Below are 23,638 nucleotides of genomic sequence, written 5' to 3' on the forward strand. Positions count from 1 at the left end.
GTCGAAGTCACCCCTGCTTTCGCGGCAGCGGCCTGACATCCACCCGCCCAGGTGGTATCCCGACTTGTCACCGAAGTGACCCACGGTTGCGCGACAGTGCCGGACTTCGACCGGCTTCCCCACCACGGACGGACATTGTTGAGTTGTTCCCGTTCAAACCAGCCGACCATAACATTCCGCCGGCGGTGTGCGGCACCTGCGCACGTGTGACGTGACAGGTGCCGCTGTCACGTCAGGCCGCCCGGCAGGCCAGCTCGGGCGCCCCGGGCCGCGATCCGGCCGCCGAGAGCTGCGCCAGGCTCGGCCCGCCAAGGCCCAGGATCGCCTGCGCGGTGGCACGGACCACAGTCGCCGGGTTCACGCCGGAACTGTCGTAGGCGATCGCGCCGCGGTCGGCCGGCTGACCGGCGCAGCCCACCTGCACGCTCACGATGAACCGCTTCGCCTTTACGGCGGCCAGCAGCCGCCCGCCCGCCTTCAGTGCCTGGCCAGCGAGGCCGGTCGTGTTGGTGTTCGGCGCAGTTGCGGCGTCCCCGGAGCCCACCGAGATTCCGCCGTTGGCCTGCTGCTTGCTCACCAGCCAGGCCAGGCCCTCGTTCGCGTCGGTGGTCCGGCCGACCGCCAGCAGGGCCTGCACGACCATCGCCGTGGAGTCCGTGTCGCTCACGCACGTCGACGCCCCGAAGAACAACGGGAACCCACCGTCCGGGCACTGGGTGCCCACGGCGAAGTCCACCGCGGACACGGGCACCCCACCGGGTGTCCGCTTCAACGCGATGATGGCCAGGGACTGGCTGAAGGCGTTGCTGAAGTCGCCGAACTGCGAACGATCCGAGAACCGGCCGGCCGGCGTGAGCAGCCCGCGCAGCCGCGTCGGCAGGTCCACACCCCCGAAGCTCGCCGGGTTCACCCCGCGCACCTCAGCGGCCAAGGTGGCCTTCGCGGTGGCACCCGCGTACGCCTCGGTCCCGCCGTCACCGATATAGCCGCTGAGGATTTCCGGTTTGGCCAGCCACGCGATCGCCTTGCCGCCGTTGGTGCCCGACACCCCGGCCGACGCGAAGGCGAGGATCGCGTCGATGGTCAGACCCTGGTCGGGAAACTTGGTCCCGTTGAAGTCCACTTCGAATCGTTCGCCGTCGACCAGTTGGCGGGCCAGCCAGCCGGCCGCGGCGTCGGCCCGGTCGACGGTCCGCCCGCCGTCCGCGACCGCGGCACCGGGAACGGCGACCGCCATAGTTGTGACACACAGCAACGCGACCGCAAGGGAACGCAATCTCATGCCAGAACGAGCCTTTCTCGGGCTCACGGCACGGCAGCCCGGGCGCTGGCCCGAGCACGTCCGGCCCGCGAACCACGACGGGAGGGATCGATCGCACCCGGTCGCGGGAAGTCGGACTCGCCACCGTGGGGTGGCTCACCGTTGCGGGTCAGTGCCGGACTCTCACCGGACTTTCCCCACCGCCGGGCGTGTTCAGTTGTCGCGCCAGTCTCGGCGCCGGCCGATCGTACGTCAATACGTCCAACAGCGTGGCGCATCGCACAATTTCACCAAAGAAATTCGGCGAAATTAGCGGCGAGCCGGGTTTCGGCGAACACATCGGCCATCTGGTCGAGCGCGTTCATTCCCGTCGGTGGAATGCCTTGGTCGCATGCGGAATCCGCTGTGCCGCATGAGTTCCACTGAGTGAACACCTCCGATCCGGGGGTTGTGCGGCCCGGCCGGAGCGGCGCTACCATTCGCGCCAGGCGCGCAATCAGTTACGTACGAGGGTGAAATCGGCCTCCAGTCTGCAGCTGCGCCCTGACTCCCGTACGCCACAGCGATGGGAGCGACCATGCGAATTCAGTTGGCCATTGTCGGTGCGGGCCCTCGCGGCCTTTCGGTCCTTGAACGGATATGTGCCTTCGTGCGGCACCGATTGCCGGACGTCGAGGCGGACGTGCACATCGTCGACCCGCACCCGGCAGGCGCCGGAAACGTCTGGCGCACAACACAATCACGGCACCTGCTGATGAACACCGTGGCGTCCCAGGTGACCATGTTCACCGACGACACCGTCGACCTGGAAGGCCCGCTGTGTCCCGGCCCCAGCCTGTACGAGTGGGCGCGTTTTGTCACGCTCATCGGTACGTTCGACGACCACCGGTACAGCCAGGAAGTCCTCGCCGAGGTCGCCGCGCTCGGTCCGGAGTCCTATCCCAGCCGGCCGTTGTACGGGCGCTACTTGGAATGGGTGTTCCGGCACGTGTGGCACAACGCGCCCGACCGCGTACGTATTCACGTTCACACCACGCGCGCGGTCGCGCTCGACGACACGCAAGGCGCCACACAGATCCTGCGCCTGCAGGACGGCACGGTATTACCCGATCTGGACGCGGTTGTCCTCGCCCAAGGGCATCTTCCCACTGTGCCAAGCGCACGCGAGAACGAACTGGTCGATTTCGCGGCGGACCACGGATTACGCTATGTGGGGCCGGTGAATCCCGCGAATGTCGTCCTGCACGCGGTGCGACCGGGTGAGCGGGTAGGTCTGCTCGGCCTTGGCCTGAATTTCTTCGACTACATGGCGTTGTTCACGGTGGGCCGCGGCGGGGCGTTCGGCCACGAGGAAAGCGGCGAGCTCGTCTACCTGCCGTCCGGTCGCGAACCACGGCTGTTCGCCGGCTCGCGGCGGGGCGTTCCCTACCATTCCCGGGGCGAGAACCAGAAAGGCGCGCACGGCCGGCACATCCCGTCGGTGCTGACGATCGAGCTGATCGCCCGGCTGCGGGCCAAGGGCGGCCTCGACTTCCGCCGCGACATCTGGCCGCTGGTGGCCAAGGAGGTCGAGACGGTCTACTACACCACTTATCTCACCGCGGAACGCGGCAGCCGGCAGGCCGCACGGTTCCGCGTCCGGTATCTCGCGGCGCGTTGGGGCAGCGAAGGGGAACGGCATCTGCTCGACAAGGTCGGCGTGCCGGCCGACCAACGCTGGGACTGGGACCGGATCGCCCGGCCCTACGGGTCGCGGACGTTCAGCGGGCCGGCCGACTTCCGGTCCTGGCTGGTCGAGTACCTCCATCAGGACGTCGCCGAGGCGCGCGCGGGCAATGTCGACGGGCCGCTGAAGGCCGCCCTGGACGTGCTGCGCGACCTGCGCAACGAGGTCCGTCTCGTGGTCGACCACGGCGGCCTGACCGGCACCTCGCACCAACGGGACCTGGACCACTGGTACACGCCGCTGAACGCCTACCTGTCGATCGGCCCGCCGATCCGGCGGATCGAGGAAGCCCTCGCCCTGATCAGGGCGGGGATCCTGGAGGTCATCGGTCCGAACACCGAGGCCGAGCTGGATGCCGCGGCGAACACGTTCGTGCTGCGTTCGTTGGCCGTGCCGGGTTCCGACGTGCCGGTGACCACCCTCATCGACGCGCGCCTGCCCGACATCAGCCTGCACCGCACCGCCGACCCGCTGATGTCGTACCTCCAAGCGCGCGGTCGCTGTCGGCGTTACCGCGTTCCCGACCTGGACGGCGGTTACTACGAGACCGACGGACTCGACGTGACCGAACGTCCATATCGGATCGTCGAGGCCAGCGGCCGAGTGCACCCCAGGCGCTTCGCTTTCGGCGTGCCGACCGAGTCGGTGCACTGGATCACCGCCGCCGGTATCCGTCCCGGCGTGAACTCGGTGACCCTCACCGACTCCGACGCGATCGCGCAGGCCGCGATCACCGTCGCACTCGGCGAGACCAAGGGCACCTTGATCACGTCGACCGGAGGTGCGTTCTAATGTCCGACCACGGCGTGTTCTCGCCCGGCTGGGCCGGCACAGGAGTGGACGACCTGGTCAGTGCGGCGGAGTTCGTGCGGGCGATGCTCGCTGTCGAGACGGCGTTGGCAAGGGCGCAGGCGAAGTTCGGCGTGATCCCCGCGACCGCAGCCGAGGCGATCGCCGCGGTCACCGCCGACGCCATCGACATCGACGCACTCGCCGAAGGCGTACGTGCCACCGCCAACCCGGTGGTCTCGTTCGTCGCCCAACTCGGATCCGCGGTGGACCCGGACGCGGCCGAGTACGTCCATCGTGGCTGCACCAGTCAGGACGTGCTCGACAGCGCGCTCATGCTGCTGTGTCGCCGCGTACTCACCCGGATCGTTGACGACCTGGTGCGATGCGCGGACGCCCTCGCCGCGCTCGCGGCTCGACATCGCGACACCGTGCAGGTCGGCCGAACCCTGACCCAGCACGCCGTCCCGGTCACGTTCGGCCTGAAGGTCGCCACGTGGCTCAACCTGGTCCTGGACGCGTTGGCCCGGTGTCGCGCTGCCCGTGACTCGACCCCGGCCAGCCTCGGTGGCGCGGCCGGCACACTGTCCGCCTACGCCGAATACGCCACGCTGGCCGGCGCGGCCCAGGGTGGCGGGGTCGAGTTGATGGACGCGTTCGCGGCGGAACTGGACCTGCGGGCGCCGTTGGTGCCCTGGCACTCCGTCCGTACCCCGATCGTGGACGTGGCGTCGGCGCTGGCGTTCGTCGGCGGCGCGCTCGGCAAGTTCGCCATCGACGTCCAGGTACTGGCCCGCACCGAGATCGCCGAAGTGGTCGAGCCGGCCGCGCCCAGCCGGGGCGCGTCGTCCACCATGCCCCAGAAGCACAACCCCGTGCTGGCCACGCTGATCGTCACCTCGGCCCGGCAACTTCCTTCGTACACAGGGATCCTGTACGCGAGCATGATGTCGGAGGACGAGCGGTCGGCGGGCGGGTGGCACGCCGAATGGCAGCCGCTGCGCGAATGCCTGCGCCTCGCGGCCGGCGCCGCGGCCAACGCCGCCGAACTCGCTGAGGGCCTGACCGCACTGCCGGACCGGATGCGGGACAACCTCGCCCTGACCGGCAGCGCCGTCGTCTCCGAACGACTCAACACCGTACTCGCACCCATGATCGGCAAAGTGGCCGCCAAAGCACTGCTCACCGAGGTCGCCGACGCGGCCGCGAAATCAGGCGACGATCTGGTAGTGCTGCTCTGCCAAGGACTACGCCAACGAGGTCACTCGGTGACCGAGGCCGACCTGGGCCAGTACGCGTCCCCGGACCACTACCTCGGCGCGGCACCCGTGCTCGTGGACCGGACCCTCCAACGACACCAGGCCGAAAGGTCAGCTCTGTGACAACGCGGCCCGGTCGCTGAGCTCGTCGAGCGACAACAGGTGTGCCGGTGGGTGGTCGACCGCCATGTGCCGGGTCAGCCGCAAGGACGAGGACACGTGCAGGAGTTCGCCCGGTTCCAGGGCCCGCCAGTCCGGGTCCTCGTCCATCCGCTCGGTGGCCACCACCACGGCCGCATTCCTGGCCAGGTCCCCGGATCGGGTCCGGACCGTGCCCGCCGGGCTGGCGTGGTCCAGGTGCCGGTCACCGCGTCGGCCACCGGCGGCGCGGTCGAGCACGAACAGGTCGTGGGTCGCCGGATATCGCAGCGCCCACAGCTCGGTCGCCGTCGTCAGCACCAGGTTGATGGCGTACAGCGGCAGGTTGTCGGCCACCCAGCGGGACGCGGCGGTGATTCCCGCCGTGACGTCGCCGTTCGCGAGGTCCACATGCTTGGTGATCAACGCGAAGAACCGCTCCGAGTCGGTGTCCCCCGCCACCAACTCGCGGTACTCCCCCAGCTCCGCCTCCAGGGCGTCCAACGAGGCGATCACGCCGTTGTGCGCGAAAAGGCGGTTGTGCTGGCAGAACGGGTGCGTGTTGCGGACATCCAGTCCGCCGGTCGAGGCGTACCGGATGTGCGCGATGAACGTCGACGACTCGCGTTCCCGGGCCTCGCGCGCGAACTCCTTGTCCTGGTACGCCGCGATCGGCTGCTTCTCCACCCGCGGTGTGCCGTCCGCGTCGAACGTCCCCAGTCCCGTTCCGTCCGGTTCCCGCCGGCTTTGCTCGGCCAGGCTGTCCGGTGCGTCCAGCAACCAGAACGTGGCCCGGACCCGGCGCGGCCCGCTGGACATCCCGAACAGTCGACACATGGGGCCATCATCGCGCACTAGGTGAACATCTGCCGGATCTGGTTGACGATCGGGTCGAGCCTGGTGTCGTGGTTGCTCAGCACCACCGCGGCCCAGTCGGTGCCGACGTCCAGGTTGGTCGCCTGGCCGGGGCCGCCGCCGGGGTGTCCGAACACCCGCTGCCCGTCGACGAGGAGATCGCGGAACCCGTATCCGGCGAACTCCGTCGCGGAGACCGGCACCTTCCCACCGGTCACGATGTCGGTGAACGGCCGGGACAGCAGCTTTCCGCCGCGCAGCGCGACGGTGAACCGGAGGATGTCCTCGGCCGTCGAGTACAGGCCGTTGTCCGGGCCGCCGATGAACGCGAAGTACGGTGACGTGGTGAAATCCGTGACGGTTCCGTCCGGTTGTGTCCAATAAGGATGGGCGACGTCCACGGCCGCGAGGACCTGCGGTCTGGTGAGGAAGTCCGACCTGGTCATGCCGGCCGGGGTGAGGATGTTCCGGCGGACGTAGTCGTAATAGGACAGTCCGGTGACCTGGGAGACGATCGCGCCGAGCAGCCAGAACGCGTCGTTGCTGTACTCGTAGCGGGTGCCTGGGGTGAACCGCGGCGGCGTGGTCCGGATGATCTCCAGGGTGCCCCGGACGGTCTCGTCGATCGACGTCCACGTCGGCGGTGGTCCCGACCCCAGCGCGGGCCGGCCGACGCCGGACGTGTGGGTCAGCAACTGGTGGACGGTGACGTCCGGCGGGAAGCCGTCGAGGTACGTCGAAAGCTTGCCAGGGAACGCGATCCGGCCGTCCTGGGCGAGTTGGCCGACCGCCACCCCGGTGATCATCTTGGTCATCGACGCGAGCACGAACTTGGTGTCCGGCCGGTTGGGTAGGGACCCGTTGGCCTTGCCGGCGGCGCGGACCAGCAGCGGCCGGTCGTGCCGGGCGATCAGGACGGTGCCGGAGAAGTCCTGGCCAAGGTCGAGATCCTTGGCCGGACGGACGGAGGCGAGCACCGGCACCGCACCCATCGCCGTCAGCACTGTCCGCCTGCTCGTGCTCATCAGCGCACCGCCAGGTAGACGGCCGTGGCGATCTCGCCCATCGCTTCCGCGACCTGCGCGGCGGTCCGCATGACGGTTTCCGGGTTGCCCGGTACGGTCATCATCTGTGAGAAGGCGACCGGGCGGCCGCTTGGCGGGACGATGTACCCGGCGAGCGCCTTGTGCAGGACCGAATCGGGGCCGATCACCATGGCCGTGCCTGTCTTGGCGTACACGTGCCCGGCGGCCGGCGAGTTGACCTGCACGTTGGCGAGGCTGCCGTCCCGGCCCATGATCGGCAGCGCGGTCCGGAACCGCGGATAGTACGGCTGGCCTTTGACGTGGTTCAGGAACTTCACGAAGAAGTCGGCGGTGTAGCGGCCGTCGTCCTCGCCCGCCGGATGCGGATCCAGACCCGCCTTCGAGTACAGCCGAGCGCGCAGGTCCTTGTAGGCGGCGACGGGGTTGCGCGGGTCGCAGGCGGCGCCGACCACGTACGGCCAGGTGGCCGTGTGCACGTTGGAACTCACCTTGAGCATGACCTTGACCTGTTCGGACAACGGCAGCGACACCTGCTCGGTCAGCCGGGACCCGTGCCGCTGTGGTGTGCCGAGCAGGTCGGCGGTGGCGTCCACTCCATTGTCCCGCAACGCTTTGGCGAAGGCCGCTGCGGCGAATCGGCCTGGTTCGGGGACGTAGTAGCAGCAGAACAGGCCAGGGGCGTCGATCGGAACGTCTCCGACTAGTGCGACGGCGTGCGTGCCGTCCGGGTTGGCGACGTCGTTGACGAAGTTGAGCATCTGCCCGGGGGACGCGGTGGTGCGCGTCTGGTTCAGGATCCGCACGTAGCCGACGTCCGGCGTGATCCGGAGCGCGGCCGGTGCGCCGACGGTCGGCCCTGGGGTGACCACGACGTCCATCACGTTGTCGTTCAGCATCATCGCGGAGGTCGTCACGAACAGGCCGCCGTTGGCGATGTCCTCCCGGCCTTCGCGGAACATCGAGACGTCCACCAGCACCCGGCCGTCGACCCGGGTGATCCCGGCCGCTGCGACGTCGTCCGCGAACCGGCGCAGCGTCCCCAGCGGGTCGCTGTGCAGCGGCGCCGCCCCCGGCGCGGTGCCGTACGTGTGGTCCGGATCGGGCAGCAGGAGCGTCCCGTCCGGCCGCACCCGACCGCCGACCAGCAGGTCCCCGCCCGCGACCAGCACCAGGTCACCGCGCAGGACGCCGTCGTGCACAGGTCCGGTGCGCACGATCCGGGTACGGAACCGGTGGTCGGCGCCGAGCGTGGCGAACGCGGTGCCGGCGATGAACACCTTCATCGAGGACGCGGCCACGAACAGCTGGTCGGGCCGCAGCGAGTAGAGGATGTCGGACGAATCCGGCGCGCTGAACGCCATCCCCCACGTCGAGCCCGGAAACTTCTGGATGACCCGCTGGATTGTGTCGTCCAGCTCGTCCAGGTCGTTCGGGCTCGCGAACGCGGGCCTGGCGGCGAGCGCGAGCGGGACCGCGCCGAGCATGCCCAGCACTGAGCGTCTTGTCGTCATGGCGAGACTTCTACCGACGCGAGCCGATCGCCGGCCGATCGTCGACCCATATGTGATCCATATGCGCCTGCCGCGATCCTCGACGAATGCGGGTGTTGCTGGTCGAGGACGAGCAGCCGTTGGCCGGGTACATCGCGGCCGGGCTGCGCAAACACGGGTTCGCCGTCGACGTCGCGGTGGACGGTCGGACGGCGTTGGAGAAGTGCGAGGTCACGCCGTACGACGTCGTGGTGCTGGATCGGGATCTGCCTGTCGTCCATGGCGATACGGTGTGCCGCCAGCTGGCTTCGCGTGGTACGGCACGTGTGCTGATGCTCACCGCGTCCGGGACGGTCGAGGACCGTGTCGACGGACTCACTCTCGGCGCTGACGACTACCTGGGCAAGCCGTTCGCGTTCTCCGAACTCGTCGCGCGGATCCGTGCTCTGGCGAGGCGCAGCGCTCCGGCTCGGCCGCCGGTGTTGCGTGCCGCGGACGTCGTTGTCGATCCCGCGCGGCGGACTGCGGAGCGCGCGGGGCGGGCGGTGCACTTGACCCCCAAGGAGTTCGGCGTCCTGGAACAGCTGTTGGCCGCGTCCGGCGCCGTGGTCAGCGCGGAGACGTTGCTGGACAAGGTGTGGGACGAGCACGCCGACCCGTTCACCAACGCCATCCGGATCACGGTCGGCACGTTGCGCCGCAAACTCGGGGAGCCGCCGATCGTCGAGACGGTCACCGGCGCGGGATACCGGATCGAGCCGTGACCGCCCGCACCCGGCTGGCGCTGCTGTACACCGGGCTGGTCCTGGTCGCCGCGGCCGCGTTGACCACGCTCACGTACGTCCTCATGCGACAGAGCCTCGGCCGCCGGTTCCAGTACCTGCGACTCGGCGTCGGATCTCCGCCGCCGCAGATCCCGGACGTGGCCGAGCAGGTGCGGTCGGCGACCCTGTCCCAGCTGCTGGTCCAGGCGTCGATCGCGCTGGGACTGGTCGTGGTCCTCGCCGCGGTGCTGGGGTGGCTGGTCGCCGGGCGGGTGCTGCGGCCGATCCGGGTCATCTCGGCCACGGCACGTCGGCTGTCGGCGGAGAACCTGTCCGAGCGTGTCCCGGTCAACCCGCCCGCCGACGAGATGGCCGCCCTGGCCACCACCGTCAACGGCATGCTGGACCGGATCCAGCGCGGCATCGACGAGCGCGACCGGGTGCTGGCCAGCCAACGCATGTTCACCGCCAACGCGGCGCACGAGCTGCGGACTCCGTTGACGACCATCCGGACCGCGATCGACGTCACGCTGGACGGGTCGCCCGACACGGCCGAGCTGGTTGCCATGGCCCGCGATGTGCGGACGGCCGTCGATCACAGCCGTCGTACCCTGGACGGGCTGCTGTCCCTGGCGCGCAGCCAGGCCGGGCCGATCTCGCGGCACCACGTGGATCTCGCCGCGCTGGCCGGTCGGGTTCTCGCCGCGGTGTCGGACATCACCGCACACGCCGAGCTGCACCCGGCGCACGTGCGCGGCGAACCCGTTCTGCTCGAACGGATGACTGCCAACCTGATCGACAACGCCGTTCGATACAACCACCCGCACGGTCGGCTGTGGGTGACCACGGGAGTTTCGGGCGGCCCTTTCCTTCGGGTGGTCAACACCGGGCCGCGGGTCGTCGAGTCTACTGTGGACGATTTGCTGCGCCCGTTCGTCCGTGGAACGTCGACGCGCGGTGGGGCGGGGCTCGGGCTGGCCATTGTCCGTGCGGTGGTGGACGCCCACGACGGCGAGATCACGATGTGCGCGCCCGCGACCGGCGGGCTGGACGTGACCGTGCGGTTCATTCGCCCGGGATGAGGTCCTCCAGGTCGAAGTGGCGGTGGGTGGGGGCGATTCGTTCGCCGAGGAGCAGCCGACGGGCCACGTTCGCGAGTTGCGCCGCGGCGTACCGGGCTTCGCCGGCCAGTTGGGGGTAGCCGCCCAGCGAGATGCCGATCTGCCCGACCGAGCGTCGGGCGCGTTCCGACAGGTTGTCCCATCCACCGAGCCACTGCACGAGGTCCCCCGGGTGCTCGCCGTGAAAGACGTCCAGGTCGGGGTGCGTTCGGTACGGCTCGACGCTGAGGAAGCCGCGCTCGTCGGCCGCGTAGATCACGTCGATCCCGCGCTTGCGGGCCAGCTGCCGGATGTCGTACTTGACCTGCAGGCCGTCGCACTCCTCCACGAGCAGGTCCAGGCCGTCCAGGAACTCGGCGGCGTTGGTTGTCGTCACTGCCTCGTCGACGACCGTGAGGCGGAGGAACGGGTTGATGGTCGCGATCCGACGCACCGCGATCCACGCCTTGGGCACGCCGAGATCGGTGACGCCGGCGTTGAGGCGGTTGAGGTTCGACAGGTCGAGCAGGTCGAAGTCGGCCAGCTTGAGATGCCCGCACAGGGTCTCCTGAGCCAGCGTGACCGCCGCCTCGCCGCCGACCGACAGGCCCACCACCCCGACGCACTTGTCCCGCAGCGCACGCTGTTCCCCGTGGGTGATCTTGTCCCGGTTACGGCTGGTGATCACGTCGAAGTAGTCGTCCGGCGCCAGCACATGGGCGATCGTGTCCGCCCAGGGGAAGTAGACCCAGACACCGTAGTTCGCGGACCCGACGTCGGCGACGAACCGCCGGCGATCCTCGACCTGCTTGTCCGACGGGAACCGCACCCGGGCCAACTCCGCCAGCTGTCGCTCGATCGTGTCCAGCACCGCGATCCCGTGCCGCCGGCACAACTCCTTCAAGCCCGCCCGTTGCCCGGTTGCCAGGCGGACCAGCACCGGCCGCCAGGTGACCGGCTGGTCAACGGCCGCACGTAAGCCGTCCAGATCGACGATCATTGACTCCCTCAATCAAACTAGTTGACTGAGTCAAAGATACATCGGATGTCAACCGACCCGACGTCCGTACGGTGACAGCGTTGTTGGTTCGGCAGTTGAATGAGTTCGCCACTGGTATCGACCTCGCACTCCAGATGAGGAGATCGGTGTGTCAACGACGTCACCCCCAGAGTTCTCGGACCAAGCCGGCTCGGCCGGGACAAGGCGGACATTTCTCAAGGGCAGTGTCGCGGCGACAGTCGCCATCACGACGAGCCAAGCAACGGCCACAGCGAAGGAGACAGTCGCCCAGGGCGCCGTGGGCAAGCCCGGCACGGTGAGCCAGACACCGTTCGGGGCACCCACCGCCGCCACCCCGGTACCCGGCGCGGCCATCACCGCGGTGGGTGGTGACCGCCCCGCCGGCTGGAGCCAGCAGACCCGCGCGGAAGTCGTGGCCCGCAACGGCGTGGTCGCCACCAGCCAGTCCGTCGCGGCGCAGGCGGGTCTCCGGATCATGATCGACGGCGGCAACTCGGTGGACGCCGCGGTCGCCACCGCGGCGGTGCTCGGGCTGGTCGAACCGGGCAGCGCGGGCATCGGCGGCGACATGTTCGTCCTGCACTACTCGGCCCGGGACCGGAAGGTCTTCGGTCTCAACGGCAGCGGCCCGTCGCCGAGCGCGTGGACCCCGGACTACTTCCGGCAACGCGGCTACAACGCCGACACCGGCATGCCCGAACGGGGCATCGACTCGGTCAGCGTGCCCGGCGCGGTGGCGGGTTGGGACGCGTTGCTCAAACGCTTCGGCAGCCGCGGATTCGACACGGTCCTGGCGCCGGCCGCCAAACTCGCCACGGAGGGATTCGGTGTCACCGAACGCATCCACCGCGACTGGACTCGCGCGGTCGCGCTGCTCGCGAAGGACCCGGACTCGGCCCGCACCTACCTGGTGGACGGCCACGCCCCGGCGTTGTACTCCATTTTCCGAAACCCCGACCTGGCCAAGGCGTACCGAACCCTGCAGCAGCACGGACCGGACGCGTTCTATCGAGGCGACATCGCCGACGCCATCCTCGCGAAGAGTCGACGGCTGGGCGGTGCGCTCAACCGCGCGGACCTCGCGGACTTCCGTCCCGAGTGGGTCGACTCGATCCACGTCGACTACCACGGCTACGACGTGCACCAGCTGCCGCCCAACACGCAGGGCTTCGCCACGCTGATCATGCTGAACATCGTCGAGCGGCTCGCCCCGGTCCGCGGCTTCGACCTCGCGGTGATCGGCCCGCGGTCACCGATGTTCTGGCATCTGTTGGTGGAAGCCAAGAAACTCGCCTACGACGAGCTACACCGCCACAACGGCGACCCACGCTTCGTGACCGTGCCGCTGGACAAGCTGCTGTCGAAGGACTACGCGGCCGAACTGTGCAAGCGGATCGACCCGAACCGGGCCACGCCGCCGAAAGTGCGCGGCGCCGTCAACTCCGGCACGGTCTACCTGACGACCGCGGACCGGTGGGGCAACATGACCTCGTTCATCTACAGCGTGTTCGAGGGGTTCGGCTCCGGCGTCACCGTGCCCGGCTACGGTTTCCCGTTGCAGAACCGGGCCGCGCTGTTCAACCTCGACCCCACCTCCCCCAACATCGTCGCCCCACGCAAGCGCCCGTTCCACACCTTGATCCCGGCGTTCGTCACCAAGGACGGCCGACCGGTCCTGTCGTTCGGCAACATGGGCGGCAGCGAGCAGGCGCAGGCCCAGGCCACCGAACTGGTGAACATGGTCAACCTGGGCATGAACCCGCAGGCCGCGACCGACGCGGCCCGCTTCTACCACGACCAGTTCGACAACATCCTGCAACTGGAGCCGGCACTGCAGGCGCTGGTCGGCCCGCAACTGGCCGCACTGGGCCACGACATCCGTCCGGTCGACGGCGCTAACATGGGCGGCTACCAGGCCATCCACTTCACCCCACAGCAACCGGGCCACTGGCCGGCGTCGACCGGCGACAACGGACCCGTCAACGGCGTCTACCGAGCCGCCTCCGACCACCGCAAGGACGGCTCGGCAGTCGGCTGGTAGATCCCGTCCCCGCCCGGCCATCGCGGACGGGGACCTCCTGGTCCGCCACCGAGCCGCTCGGTGGCGGATCTGTACCAACTGGACGGACCACCCGATCACCACCGCCGGGCAGGTGAGGCGCGCGGGCTGGCAGACTGGCGAGCGCAGTCTGGTGTCCAGATAGGAGCGATTGATGAAGGCAGCTCGTTTCGCCCGGTTCGGGGGTCCGGAGGTCCTGGAGATCGTGGATCTCCCCGATCCGCGGCCAGGTCCCGGCCAGGTCCGGATCGCGGTGCGCGCGGCCGGCGTCAACCCGAGCGACTGGAAGAAGCGCAAGGGCCTGATGGACGCGGAACTCCCGCAGACCATGGGCTACGAAGCGGCGGGCGTCGTCGACGAACTCGGCGAAGGTGTCACGGACGTGGCCGTCGGCGATCGCGTGTTCGGTTTCTCCACTGACGGCTCGGCACAGGCCGAACTGGCGGTGCTGGGCTACTACGCGCCGATCCCGCCGTCGCTTGACTTCCCCGGCGCCGCCGCGCTGCCAGCCGCCATCGAGACGGCCACGCGCGCGCTCGACCAGCTCGGCGTGAGGAGCGGCGACACGCTCCTCATCAGCGGCGCCTCCGGGAGTGTCGGCAGCGCCGCGGTTCAGTTCGCTGTGGTGCGCGGTGCGCGTGTGATCGGCACCGCCAGTCCGGCGAACCACGACTATCTTCGCTCGCTGGGAGCCGAGCCGGTCGCCTACGGCGAGGGCCTTGTCGAGCGGGTTCGCGCGATCGCGCCGGACGGTGTCGACACCGCGCTCGACGTGGCCGGGACTGGTGTCCTGCCCGAGCTCATCGAGCTCGCGGGCGGCCCGGAGCACGTCGTGACGATCGCCGACTTCGGTGGCGCGCGCGAGCACGGGGTGAGGTTCAGCAGCGGGGACGCCGGTCGCGCGGTCCACGTGATCGCTGAGATCGGCGAGTTGATCGAGGCCGGCCGCTTCTCGCTCCCGGTCGCGCGGACCTTTCCGCTCGCCGAGATCGCGGAGGCGCACCGGGTCAGCGAGAACGGTCACTTGCCCGGGAAGCTCGTGCTGGTGGTCGGCGAGACGCGCTAGTCGCCCGCGGAGCGCAGCTCGACGCAGCATTCCCCAGGGCGGGGCGTCAGGATCGCACGGATGCTGGCGGCGTCCAGGCCGGTGAGCATGCCGGTGAGGAAGGCGTGGTTCATCCCGCACACCAGGTCCGTGGCCCTGGCCGCCAGCGGGTGGAACGGACAGTTGCGCAGCCGGACACACGTCGGTGACTCACGCGTGGGTTCGAAGCCGTTGCGGACCAGCACGCCTTCGCACAAGGTGAGTGCTCGTTCCGCGCCGAGGCGGCCTTTGACCTGGTCGCGTTCGGCGGTGCCGAGTTCCTCGCCGTGGGTGGTGGCGGCTCGGATCGCGGCCTGGTGGGCGTTCTCGTCCTTGCCTTCGGTGAGGACGGCGTCGATCAGGATGTCGGCCAGCATCGCGTGCCGGCGTTCCGGGATGGTGACGTGGAAGTCGGTGTCGGTCGGCTCGTACAGCTTGGGCTTGCGGCCGACCTTCCGGATGCCGCCGACCTGCCCGTAGTGGGCCCGCAGCAGACCCGCGTCGACGAGTTTGTCCAGGTGGAACGCGGCCAGCTTGCGGGAGATCCCGACCGAGGCGGCCGCCTGGTCGCGGGTCACCGGCTGGTGCGCCTGTCGGATGAACAGGTACATCTCCCGCCGCAGCGCGTCGTCCAGCGCGGCGACGGCGCTGATCGCGGACTCCGTCACCTGACGACCATAACGCCTATGAGCGTGTCCGCAACCGCTCGGTACCCCAAACGAGTAGCCGGGCTTGACCGGATCACGTCATAACACCAAGATTTGTTGGTGTAACTACGGCGGTGGAGGTCCGGCGATGACCAGTGAGCTCGACCAGGCCAAACGACCGGTGAGCGCGATGCTGGCCGGCCCGTACGGGCACCCGTTCCACCCGATCCTGGTCACCGTGCCGATCGGGGCGTGGGTGAGCGGCCTGGTGTTCGACCTCGCCGCCCAGTGGGTGCCCGACCCCGGGTTCCTGGCCAAGGGCTCGGTGTGGCTGATCGCCATCGGCGTCGCCGGCGCCCTGGCCGCCGCGATGATCGGCTTCCTGGACCTGTTCGGCATCCCGACCGGCACCCCGGCGTTCCGCACCGGCCTTGTCCACATGGGACTGAACCTGGCCGTCACCGCCGCCTACACCGCCAACTTCTTCTGGCGCCAGGCGGACTACGGCCACGTCGGGCTCGGTCCGCTGCTGCTGTCGGCGGCGAGCCTGGTCGTCCTGGCCGTCGCCGGCTACCTGGGCGGCAAGCTCGCGTTCCGATACGGCGTGCGCGTGGTCGACGAAGCCGCCCAGGCCACCGGCTACCAGCGTTTCCCACCACGTCACAAGGAGAACTGACATGGATGTCGCCGCTCTGATCACCTGGCTGGTCACCGCCGTCGGTGGCTTCGTCATGCTCGGCACGTGGATCGCCAAAGGCGGCACGCGCAAGCCGCGGACCAGCCACTTCCCACCCGGGCTGATCTTCGGCCACTTCGCGCTGGCCGCCGCCGGCCTGGTGGTCTGGATCATCTACCTGATCACCAAGAACCACAGCCTGACCTGGATCGCCTTCATCCTGCTCGTCCCGGTCGCGTTGCTGGGCTTCACGATGCTGGCGCGGTGGGTCTCGGTCCGCCGGGCGCACGCGACCGTCGGCGGACCCGACACCGCAGCCGCCCAACCACCGGCCGAGCGGCATTTCCCGGTCGTGATCGTCGGCGGCCACGGCCTGTTCGCCGTCGTCACGGTCGTGCTGGTGCTCCTGACCGCCCTTCGGTGACCACGGGTGCAGTCGCGATCTGCCAGAAATCGGCGTAGCGGCCACGGCGGCGCAGCAGGTCGTCGTGGCCGCCTTCCTCCACGATCCGGCCGCCGTCCAGGAATACGACGCGGTCGGCACGTCGGACGGTCCGCATCCGGTGCGCCACCATCACCACCGTCCGGCCCGCCATCAGGCGCTCGATGCCCGCGTGCACGGCTGCCTCGTTCACCGGATCGAGCGCGGCGGTCACCTCGTCCAACAGCACGATGGGCGCGTTCTTCAACAGCGCTCGGGCGATCGAGACCCGCTGGCGTTCCCCACCCGACAGCAGTGCGCCGCCCTCGCCGACGTTCGTCGCCCACCCGCCGGGCAGTCGCTCGACCACCTCGTCCAACCGCGCCGCGGACGCCGCCGCCCGCACCTCGGCCTCGTCGGCGTCGGGACGGCCGAGCCGCACGTTCTCCTCGATGGTGCCGTCGAACAGGTAGACGTCCTGGAACACGATGGCGATCCGCGACATCAACGCCTCGGTGTCAACGTCACGCACATCCACCCCGCCCACCCGGACCGCACCTGCGTCCACGTCGTAGAACCGCGCGAGCAACTGCAGCAACGTGCTCTTGCCCGCACCCGACGGTCCGACAACGGCAAGCCGCTGTCCCTCTGGGACGGACAGCGACACGTTGTCCACAACCACGCGGTCGCCATGCCGGAACGCGACGGACTCGAACTCCAGATCATGCCGTTGCGGCAGGACCGGTTCGCACGGTTCCGGCAGCGGTTCGGTACGCAACACCGCGTCGAGCCTCGCCAACTCGCTACGCGCGCCGCGCAGTTTGGCCCCGAATTCCGCCAGCGACAGCAGCGGATCCGCGCAGCGAGCGGCCAGGACCAGGATTGTAAGGACCTCAGCCGTGCCGACGTTCCCGCCGAGCGCGAGATAAGCGCCCAGCACCAACAAAACAGTGAACACCGCCTGCACCGCGAGGGTCATGCCCACCACGCCGGGCAGCGCCGACAACGCTTGCCGGCGAGCCGTCCGTTGGACCTCCCGCAGCGAGTCGTCGAGCAACCGGAACCGTTCGACGGTCCGGCCGCCGGCCCGCAACACCGGCTGGGCTTGAAGATACTCGACGACTCGCCCGGCCGCCTCCTCGTCGCGTTCGTGACGCTCCGCGTCACTGGCGGACATTGCGCGTCCCGCCCAGACCTGGATCGCCGCCACGATCGGCGCGGCGACCAACGCGGCCAGCCCCAGTTGCCAGTTGAACGCCAGCATCACGCCGACGATCGTCAACGGTGTCACCGCGGCGGAGATGAGCGGCCCCAACAGATGCGCCGCCACCCCCATCGCCCGGAGCAGGCCGCGACTGGCCAAAATGGACACTTCGCCGACCCGGCGGGCGTTGTACCAACCGATCGACAGCCGGGCCAGATGGTCGCCGAGCCGGTGGTACATGCCCCGCAACAACGTCGTCCCAACCCGGAAACCCGACAGGCTGCTGATATACCGGAGTACCGCGTAGACAACGACAGCGGCCCCGAACGCGATCAGCCAGGACCAGGCATCCGCGGGCGTGCTCCCGAACAGTGCCCGGAGCACCGGAACGAGAAGCGCGTAGGACAGGCCCTCGACCACCGCGGTCGTCGTCATCAGGGCCACTGTGCGACGCATCGGCTGGGCGTACTCGCGTCCCAGCACACGAAGCAGCAGTCGAATCATCGAGGCTCGTCTCCTTGCCTTGTCCTCCAGAACGCGGCGAACTTTCCGTTCTGTGCCAACAGCTCGGCCGGTTTGCCGCGCTCGACGATCGACCCGTTCTCCAGCACCGCGACGGTGTCCGCGTCGGCGATCGTCTCCAGCCGGTGGGCGATGACCAGGATCGTCCGGTCGCCTCTCAGCGTCGCCAGGGCGCCGCGCACCGCCTGTTCGGTCTGCGGGTCGGCGAACGCGGTCGCCTCGTCGAGCACCAGAACGGGCGCGTCGGCGAGCAGTGCGCGGGCGATCGAGATCCGCTGTGCCTCGCCGCCTGACAGTTTGACGTCTTCCCCGATCACGGTCTCGTACCCGAACGGCAACTTCAGGACACGGTCGTGGATGTTCGCCAGCCGGGCGGCGCGGACCACGTCGTCGAGATCCGCGTACGGCACCGCCAGCGCGATGTTGTCCGCGACCGACGCGCGCAGCAGGCGAACGTCCTGGAAGACGAACGACACCATCCGGTAGAGCTCACGGCTGCCGAGGTCGCGCAGGTCGACACCGCCCACGGTGACCGAGCCGTGGGTCGGGTCGAAGAACCGCGGCAGCAGTTGGACCACAGTGGACTTTCCGCTGCCGGACGGCCCGACGATGGCGGTCACCGTCCCCGGTTCGAGCACCAGGTCGATCCCGCGCAGCACTTCGTGGTCGGGTTCGTAGGCGAACCGGACGTCCCGCAGTTCCACTCGGTGGCCTCGCGGCGCGACCGGGTGCGTCGGCTCCGGCAGCGACCGCACCTGGAGCACGTCCCGGATCCGGCCGAGCGCACGCCCCGCGGCCGTCAGGTCGTCGAAGGCGTGGCCGAGGGCTGCCACCGGCGCCGTCAGGCCCAGTCCGAGCAGCAGGAACGGCAGCAGGTCGGCCGGGGCCATGCCACCGCCCGTGATCCGCGACGCGCCCCCGATCAGCACGACCAGCAGGACGAACGGCGGCGACAGCGCCAGCTGCATCCCGGCCGCGATCACGGACACCCCGCGAACCCACCGGAGGAACATGCTGACGAAGTCGTCCACGGCCGTGCCGAACTTCCGATGGGCGCGCCGGGATCCGCCGAACGCCTTGACCACCGAGATGCCCTGGACGAACTCGACGACGGAACTCGAGATCCGTCCCATGGCCGCGTCGAACTCGTGCTGCGCACGTGTCCGGGCCGGCGTCATCATCAACGGGACCAGCGCGACCGCCAGCACCACCGGGATCAACGTGATCAGCGTGAGCCGCCAGTCGACGGTGACCAGGTAGACCAATGACACCAGCGGCACCACGAACGCGGAAACGAGCTCGCCGGGAGCGTGGGCGATGAACGGGTGCACGGCGCTGACGTCCTCACCCACGAGTTTAGCCAGCTCACCGGTCCGGCGCCGGGAGAACCACCCGATCGGGACCCGCCCCAGCCGCGCGGCCAACTGCCGACGGAAGGACAGTTGAACGTGGCCGTCGACGATGTGCCCGAGCCCGGACGACGCGGCGGTGAACAGCAGCCGGACGAACAGGCCGACCGCGCCCACAGTCACGATGGTCCACACGTGGCCGTGATCGGGCGACAGCAGCGCACGGCCGAGTTCGACGACTGCGAGCAGCGGTGCCAACCCCACGATGGCACCGATGACCTGCAGGACGACGACGGCCGCGAAACTCCATCGATACGGGCGCACCAGCGCTGACACGGTGGTCATCGCCGCACGTCACTCGGCCAGGGCCCGGCGCAGGGCCGCGGCGAGTTCGGCGAGCTGCCGCTGGGACACCTCGGCGGACAGGATGGCCTGCGACCCGTGGAACGTGCCGGGCCACTGGTGCAGCTCGACCGACACGCCGGCCTGCATCAGCCGCAGCGCGTAACCGATGCCCTCGTCGCGGTTCGGGCAGTACTCGGCGGTCGCGATGTGGGCGGGCGGCAGGCCGGACAGGTCGGTGGCCCGCGCGGGGGCGGCGTACGGCGTGGCCGGCCGGGAGCCCAGGTAGTGCTGCCAGATCTGGCCGATCTTGGTCTTGGTCATCCACGGCGTGTCCGTGAACGCCTGCGCCGACCAGGTCTCCTGCCGGTCGTCCAGGCCGGGCTGGTTGAGCAGCTGGCAGCGGATCGACGGCCCGTGCTGGTCCCGCGCCCGCAGCGCCACCGCCGCCGCGAGCGCCGCGCCCGCGCTGTGGCCGCCGACCGCGATCCGCTCCGGGTCGACGCCGAGTTCGGCGGCGTGTTCGGCCGCCCAGCACAGCACCGCGTAGACGTCGTCCAGGGCGGCCGGGAACCGGTGTTCCGGCGCCAGCCGGTAGCCCACCGAGATCACCACCGCGCCGGAACTCTCCGCGACCCGGGTGGCCCACGGGTGCTCGGTGGCCAGGCTGCCCATCACGAAGCCACCACCGTGCAGCCAGACGATCGCGCCGTGCGCGTCCTGCGGGTGGTAGATGCGAACGGGCACGTCCGGATCGGCCGGCACGATGCGGTCCGTCACCTCCATCCCGGCGACGTCCGGCGCTGGTATCGACGCGGCCAACTCGGCCAGGTTCTTGCGCGACGTGACCGGGTCGGACAGGTCAGCCTTGGGGAACAACGGGACGAAGGCCTCAAGCTCGGGATCCATCATGATGGTCATCCTCCCGGCCGTCACCGCCGAGATCACCCGCCAACTGTCGCGCATCCCGTCCGAAAAACGCGCCGAACGGCGCGGCCAGATGTCCGGATCCGTGGGATACCTGTCCTTGTTGACACCCGGCGACTCGGCGAGGCTTACCGCAGGACGACAGCGTTACCCGTGAGGAGATCCCCACCGTGGACGTGGTGTTCGTGTTGTACGACCAGATGACCGCGCTCGACATCGTCGGCCCCTATGAGACGTTGGCGGGCCATCACGACGTGCAGCCGTTGTTCGCCGCCGCGCAGGTCGGGCCGGTGCGCTGCGACAACGGCCTCACGCTGCACGCGGACGTCGGCTTCGACGATCTGTCCACAGCGGACGTCCTGGTGGTCCCGGGCAGTTCACGCTGGCTGCGGGCGCTGGACGACGAGCAGCTCATCGCCTGGCTGGCCGCGATCTCCCCGACGGCCACCTGGACCGCGGCGGTCTGCACCGGATCCACCCTGCTGGCCAAAGCCGGCCTGCTCACTGGTCGTCCAGCCACGACGCACTGGGCGGTCCGGGACGCCCTGGCCGCCCACGGCGCCGACGTCCGCACCGAACGCGTGGTCGTCGACGGGGACGTGATCACCGCCGCCGGCGTCTCGGCCGGGATCGACATGGCGCTCACCCTCGCCGCCATCCTGTGGGACGAGTGGACGGCCCAGGCGATCCAACTCGCGCTCGAGTACGACCCGCGGCCACCGTTCGACAGCGGCTCGGTGGACAAGGCGCCCGCCGACATCGTCGCCGCCCTACGAAACGCCTTCACCAGCGGGTGACGTCGGCTTTCCCGTCAGCACGCGGGTCAGCCATCTCGCGCCGATACCGTGCACGAGCACACTGCCGAGAACGCACGTAACCGTCATGATCAGGATCGTGTCCGCGGCCGAGCCCTCCGGCAGCCGGTTGAACGCCAGCAGCCCGAACACGATCGTGGTCGTCCCCCTGGGCCCCAGCACGCCCACGAGCAGGCGCTCCCGCTGGGACAGCCGGGATCCCAGCAGCGCCACCAGCACCGGTACCAGCCGGACCAGCGTCAACGCGGCCGCGCAGAACAGCACGACCTGCCAGGAGACCCCGATGTAGACCGCGAGCACCGCCGCGATCCCCATGGTGAACCACATCGTCATGGTCAGCACCGAGGTGACGTCCTCCAGGAGTTGGAAGTCCTCGTTCAGGACACCGGTCCGGTTCCCCCGGCTGGCCGGATCGTGGTGGATCCGGTGCGCCTTGGCCAGCCGGTGCACGTACCGGAACGCGATACCGCAGACGAAGGAGGCGACGAACCCGTTCCCGTCGATGCCGACGGTCACCGAGTAGGTCAGCAGTGGCGTCAGCAGCACGGTGACGCGCGCGGACTGGCGGGTCATCCACCCGGCCTGCTGGGCACGGTCCATCAGCCAGGCGAGGACGGCTCCAAGCACGACACCGACGAACACGGCCTTCAGCGCGAAGGGAACGGCGGTCAACAGCGCGTCGCCCGGTGTTTGCGGCCGGCTCTGGTCGCCCGCCAGGATCAGCGCGAACAGGAAGATCGGCGAGACGATGCCGTCGTTGTAGCCACTCTCCACATTGAGCACGACCCGCACCCTGGACGGCACCGCGCGATCACGGACCAGGCGATCGGCGGGAGCGAAGTCGGTCGGTACCACGACGCAGCCGATCAGCAGCAGCACCGGCCACGGCAGCTCCGGGAACAGCGCCCAGCCGGCGAGCATCGCCAGGCCGAGGCTGAGCGGGAGCGCCACGAACAACACCCGCGCCACCAGCCCCGGCGAACCGCCCCACAGCCGTCCGCCGCGCACTTCCGTCGCGTCGACGAACAGCAGCACGGCGAGGATGATCTCCGCGCCGCGCTGCACCGCTTCGATGTTCAACCCGGCCGCGATGGAATCCTCGTTGAGCACACCGACGGCGACGCCGGCCGCCACCATGACCACGGGCGCCCCGAGATTCCACCGGTCCAAACGGGACGCCGCCAGCGACCGCACCGCGATCGCGACGGCGACCATGAAGAACAGGAAGCTCACCCGACCAGGATCTCACGATCAGGAGTCCGAAGAGGACCGCGGGTCAGTCGCCCGTCTTGTGGGCCACCGGCGCGAACATCGTCACGGACGAGTGAAAGTCGCCACGGTCGGCGCCGGCATAGAGGTCGGTGAGCAACTGGTCGAGCTGCTGTTCGGTGATCACGCCGGCCTCCACGGCACCGGCGCCCATCGACTTGCGCACCATCTCGATCAGGCCGGCGTCGTGGATCTGCGCCTGCGAGCCGATGTCGGCCACGGCCAGTCCGGCGGCGGTGAGCAGGCCGGCCAGCCGGCGGCCGGAGAACGGGTTGGGGTGTCCGTTGAGCCAGGACTGGACCATGGCGTCGACGACCGCCGGGTCGCCGGGATGCAGGATGGTGGTCGCCCAGTCGGTGTCGATCACGACCGCGCGGCCGCCGGGCCGCAACACCCGGAAGATCTCCGCGGCGGCCCGCTCGGGCTCCGCGAGGTGCTGCCAGACCCGCTCACAGCGCACCAGGTCCACTGAGGAGTTCTCGAACGGCAACGCGTAGGCGTCCCCGTCGACGAACCGCGCCGTGGATCCGGCTGCCTCGGCGCGGCGTTCGGCCTCAGCCCGCAACCCTGCGTTGGGTTCGATACCGATCGCGTCACCGGACGGTCCCACACTGATCGCCAGCACCTGCAGTTCCTCGCCGGTGCCCGCGCCGACGTCGACCGCACGGTGACCTGGCCGGGGGGCGAGCGCGTCGTGCGCCCAGGACCGCAGCCGCCGCACGCTGAGCAGCTTGGCCTGCACGTCCAAAGCCATGGTGAGCCGCTGCAGGTCGGCGTCGTTGCTGACGCCTTTCGGAGCCTGGAACGACACAGGCTGATCAACATCGGACATGCCCGCGAGTGTAGCCACCCCGCAATTGGCCCAATGGTGGCG

Annotated in this window: 21 protein-coding genes and 1 riboswitch; of the genes, 10 read left to right on the forward strand and 11 right to left on the reverse strand. The window is 69.5% G+C overall.

Annotated features, from left to right (window positions below; all coding sequences use genetic code 11):
• Nucleotides 1-5 precede the first annotated feature (5 nt).
• Nucleotides 6-147: riboswitch (adenosylcobalamin (AdoCbl) riboswitch) on the reverse strand.
• Between the two features lie 85 nt (nt 148-232).
• Complete coding sequence (locus EV192_RS36955) at nt 233-1,282, reverse strand: prenyltransferase/squalene oxidase repeat-containing protein (protein ID WP_132123266.1); 1,050 nt, start codon at nt 1,280-1,282, stop codon at nt 233-235.
• A gap of 556 nt (nt 1,283-1,838) precedes the next feature.
• Between EV192_RS36955 and EV192_RS36960 the strand changes: the two genes are divergently transcribed.
• Both EV192_RS36960 and pcaB read left to right on the forward strand, forming a co-directional pair.
• Complete coding sequence (locus EV192_RS36960) at nt 1,839-3,779, forward strand: FAD/NAD(P)-binding protein (RefSeq protein WP_207926480.1); 1,941 nt, start codon at nt 1,839-1,841, stop codon at nt 3,777-3,779.
• Nucleotides 3,779-5,158: a 3-carboxy-cis,cis-muconate cycloisomerase gene (pcaB, locus tag EV192_RS36965; RefSeq protein ID WP_132123268.1), complete on the forward strand. Its 1,380-nt coding sequence runs from the start codon at nt 3,779-3,781 to the stop codon at nt 5,156-5,158. The genes EV192_RS36960 and pcaB overlap by 1 nt, the downstream gene beginning before the upstream one ends.
• Here pcaB and EV192_RS36970 read toward each other — a convergent pair.
• From EV192_RS36970 to dacB, 3 genes are read right to left on the reverse strand one after another with little or no spacing between them, the layout of a single operon-like run.
• Nucleotides 5,147-6,010, reverse strand: coding sequence for a class II glutamine amidotransferase (locus tag EV192_RS36970; RefSeq protein ID WP_132123269.1), 864 nt, complete (start codon nt 6,008-6,010; stop codon nt 5,147-5,149). The two genes, pcaB and EV192_RS36970, sit on opposite strands and share 12 nt — an antisense overlap.
• Before the next feature lie 17 nt (nt 6,011-6,027).
• The gene (locus tag EV192_RS36975) at nt 6,028-7,053 is read right to left on the reverse strand and encodes a serine hydrolase domain-containing protein (RefSeq protein WP_132123270.1); all 1,026 of its coding nucleotides are present in this window, start codon (nt 7,051-7,053) and stop codon (nt 6,028-6,030) included.
• The gene (dacB, locus tag EV192_RS36980) at nt 7,053-8,585 is read right to left on the reverse strand and encodes a D-alanyl-D-alanine carboxypeptidase/D-alanyl-D-alanine endopeptidase (RefSeq protein ID WP_132123271.1); all 1,533 of its coding nucleotides are present in this window, start codon (nt 8,583-8,585) and stop codon (nt 7,053-7,055) included. Before dacB ends, EV192_RS36975 begins: the two co-directional genes overlap by 1 nt.
• Nucleotides 8,586-8,671: 86 nt before the next feature.
• On the opposite strand from dacB, the gene EV192_RS36985 reads away from it, so the two are divergent.
• Together EV192_RS36985 and EV192_RS36990 are read left to right on the forward strand one after the other, a co-directional pair.
• Nucleotides 8,672-9,328 carry a response regulator transcription factor gene (locus EV192_RS36985; protein ID WP_132123272.1) on the forward strand — a complete coding sequence of 219 codons (657 nt, stop codon included), beginning with the start codon at nt 8,672-8,674 and terminating at the stop codon, nt 9,326-9,328.
• Nucleotides 9,325-10,410, forward strand: coding sequence for a sensor histidine kinase (locus EV192_RS36990; RefSeq protein WP_132123273.1), 1,086 nt, complete (start codon nt 9,325-9,327; stop codon nt 10,408-10,410). The genes EV192_RS36985 and EV192_RS36990 overlap by 4 nt, the downstream gene beginning before the upstream one ends.
• Here the strand turns inward: EV192_RS36990 and EV192_RS36995 are convergent.
• The gene (locus tag EV192_RS36995) at nt 10,394-11,428 is read right to left on the reverse strand and encodes a ThiF family adenylyltransferase (protein WP_132123274.1); all 1,035 of its coding nucleotides are present in this window, start codon (nt 11,426-11,428) and stop codon (nt 10,394-10,396) included. The genes EV192_RS36990 and EV192_RS36995 overlap by 17 nt on opposite strands.
• A 148-nt stretch (nt 11,429-11,576) precedes the next feature.
• Here EV192_RS36995 and EV192_RS37000 point away from each other — a divergent pair, with 148 nt between their 5' ends.
• Both EV192_RS37000 and EV192_RS37005 read left to right on the forward strand, forming a co-directional pair.
• On the forward strand, nt 11,577-13,490 hold the full coding sequence (locus tag EV192_RS37000; protein WP_132123275.1) for a gamma-glutamyltransferase family protein: 1,914 nt from the start codon (nt 11,577-11,579) through the stop codon (nt 13,488-13,490).
• A 172-nt stretch (nt 13,491-13,662) separates the two neighbouring features.
• Nucleotides 13,663-14,574: an NADP-dependent oxidoreductase gene (locus EV192_RS37005; protein WP_132123276.1), complete on the forward strand. Its 912-nt coding sequence runs from the start codon at nt 13,663-13,665 to the stop codon at nt 14,572-14,574.
• Here the strand turns inward: EV192_RS37005 and EV192_RS37010 are convergent.
• Nucleotides 14,571-15,260 (reverse strand): helix-turn-helix transcriptional regulator, encoded by a 690-nt coding sequence (locus tag EV192_RS37010; protein WP_132123277.1) that lies wholly within the window; start codon nt 15,258-15,260, stop codon nt 14,571-14,573. The genes EV192_RS37005 and EV192_RS37010 overlap by 4 nt on opposite strands.
• A gap of 127 nt (nt 15,261-15,387) precedes the next feature.
• Between EV192_RS37010 and EV192_RS37015 the strand changes: the two genes are divergently transcribed.
• Nucleotides 15,388-15,915 (forward strand): DUF2231 domain-containing protein, encoded by a 528-nt coding sequence (locus EV192_RS37015; RefSeq protein WP_132123278.1) that lies wholly within the window; start codon nt 15,388-15,390, stop codon nt 15,913-15,915.
• A gap of 1 nt (nt 15,916) precedes the next feature.
• A complete protein-coding gene (locus EV192_RS37020; protein ID WP_132123279.1) occupies nt 15,917-16,339 on the forward strand; it encodes a hypothetical protein in 423 nt (140 codons plus the stop codon).
• Here the strand turns inward: EV192_RS37020 and EV192_RS37025 are convergent.
• The 3 genes from EV192_RS37025 to EV192_RS37035 are packed head-to-tail and all read right to left on the reverse strand — an operon-like array spanning nt 16,302 to nt 20,662.
• Complete coding sequence (locus tag EV192_RS37025; protein WP_132123280.1) at nt 16,302-18,044, reverse strand: ABC transporter ATP-binding protein; 1,743 nt, start codon at nt 18,042-18,044, stop codon at nt 16,302-16,304. The two genes, EV192_RS37020 and EV192_RS37025, sit on opposite strands and share 38 nt — an antisense overlap.
• Nucleotides 18,041-19,756 (reverse strand): ABC transporter ATP-binding protein, encoded by a 1,716-nt coding sequence (locus EV192_RS37030; RefSeq protein WP_132123281.1) that lies wholly within the window; start codon nt 19,754-19,756, stop codon nt 18,041-18,043. Before EV192_RS37030 ends, EV192_RS37025 begins: the two co-directional genes overlap by 4 nt.
• Before the next feature lie 9 nt (nt 19,757-19,765).
• Nucleotides 19,766-20,662, reverse strand: a complete 897-nt coding sequence (locus EV192_RS37035) for an alpha/beta hydrolase (protein WP_207926512.1) — start codon at nt 20,660-20,662, stop codon at nt 19,766-19,768.
• A gap of 1 nt (nt 20,663) precedes the next feature.
• Between EV192_RS37035 and EV192_RS54305 the strand changes: the two genes are divergently transcribed.
• The gene (locus tag EV192_RS54305; RefSeq protein WP_165960801.1) at nt 20,664-20,837 is read left to right on the forward strand and encodes a hypothetical protein; all 174 of its coding nucleotides are present in this window, start codon (nt 20,664-20,666) and stop codon (nt 20,835-20,837) included.
• 13 nt (nt 20,838-20,850) lie between these two features.
• Nucleotides 20,851-21,477 (forward strand): DJ-1/PfpI family protein, encoded by a 627-nt coding sequence (locus EV192_RS37040; protein WP_132123283.1) that lies wholly within the window; start codon nt 20,851-20,853, stop codon nt 21,475-21,477.
• Here EV192_RS37040 and EV192_RS37045 read toward each other — a convergent pair.
• Complete coding sequence (locus EV192_RS37045) at nt 21,451-22,728, reverse strand: cation:proton antiporter (protein WP_243727314.1); 1,278 nt, start codon at nt 22,726-22,728, stop codon at nt 21,451-21,453. The genes EV192_RS37040 and EV192_RS37045 overlap by 27 nt on opposite strands.
• A 43-nt stretch (nt 22,729-22,771) precedes the next feature.
• Complete coding sequence (locus tag EV192_RS37050; RefSeq protein ID WP_132123284.1) at nt 22,772-23,596, reverse strand: methyltransferase domain-containing protein; 825 nt, start codon at nt 23,594-23,596, stop codon at nt 22,772-22,774.
• Between the last annotated feature and the right edge of the window lie 42 nt (nt 23,597-23,638).

This window comes from Actinocrispum wychmicini, from assembly GCF_004345645.1.
Taxonomy (GTDB): Bacteria; Actinomycetota; Actinomycetes; order Mycobacteriales; family Pseudonocardiaceae; genus Kibdelosporangium; species Kibdelosporangium wychmicini.

Excerpts from the sequence above, each read along its gene's own strand:
- EV192_RS36955 (WP_132123266.1), bottom strand. The coding sequence starts at position 1,282 with ATGAGATTGCGTTCCCTTGCGGTCGCGTTGCTGTGTGTCACAACTATG.
- EV192_RS36960 (WP_207926480.1), top strand. The coding sequence starts at position 1,839 with ATGCGAATTCAGTTGGCCATTGTCGGTGCGGGCCCTCGCGGCCTTTCG.
- pcaB (WP_132123268.1), top strand. The coding sequence starts at position 3,779 with ATGTCCGACCACGGCGTGTTCTCGCCCGGCTGGGCCGGCACAGGAGTG.
- EV192_RS36970 (WP_132123269.1), bottom strand. The coding sequence starts at position 6,010 with ATGTGTCGACTGTTCGGGATGTCCAGCGGGCCGCGCCGGGTCCGGGCC.
- EV192_RS36975 (WP_132123270.1), bottom strand. The coding sequence starts at position 7,053 with ATGAGCACGAGCAGGCGGACAGTGCTGACGGCGATGGGTGCGGTGCCG.
- dacB (WP_132123271.1), bottom strand. The coding sequence starts at position 8,585 with ATGACGACAAGACGCTCAGTGCTGGGCATGCTCGGCGCGGTCCCGCTC.
- EV192_RS36985 (WP_132123272.1), top strand. The coding sequence starts at position 8,672 with ATGCGGGTGTTGCTGGTCGAGGACGAGCAGCCGTTGGCCGGGTACATC.
- EV192_RS36995 (WP_132123274.1), bottom strand. The coding sequence starts at position 11,428 with ATGATCGTCGATCTGGACGGCTTACGTGCGGCCGTTGACCAGCCGGTC.
- EV192_RS37005 (WP_132123276.1), top strand. The coding sequence starts at position 13,663 with ATGAAGGCAGCTCGTTTCGCCCGGTTCGGGGGTCCGGAGGTCCTGGAG.
- EV192_RS37015 (WP_132123278.1), top strand. The coding sequence starts at position 15,388 with ATGACCAGTGAGCTCGACCAGGCCAAACGACCGGTGAGCGCGATGCTG.
- EV192_RS37020 (WP_132123279.1), top strand. The coding sequence starts at position 15,917 with ATGGATGTCGCCGCTCTGATCACCTGGCTGGTCACCGCCGTCGGTGGC.
- EV192_RS37025 (WP_132123280.1), bottom strand. The coding sequence starts at position 18,044 with ATGATTCGACTGCTGCTTCGTGTGCTGGGACGCGAGTACGCCCAGCCG.
- EV192_RS37030 (WP_132123281.1), bottom strand. The coding sequence starts at position 19,756 with ATGACCACCGTGTCAGCGCTGGTGCGCCCGTATCGATGGAGTTTCGCG.
- EV192_RS37035 (WP_207926512.1), bottom strand. The coding sequence starts at position 20,662 with ATGGATCCCGAGCTTGAGGCCTTCGTCCCGTTGTTCCCCAAGGCTGAC.
- EV192_RS54305 (WP_165960801.1), top strand. The coding sequence starts at position 20,664 with ATGATGGTCATCCTCCCGGCCGTCACCGCCGAGATCACCCGCCAACTG.
- EV192_RS37050 (WP_132123284.1), bottom strand. The coding sequence starts at position 23,596 with ATGTCCGATGTTGATCAGCCTGTGTCGTTCCAGGCTCCGAAAGGCGTC.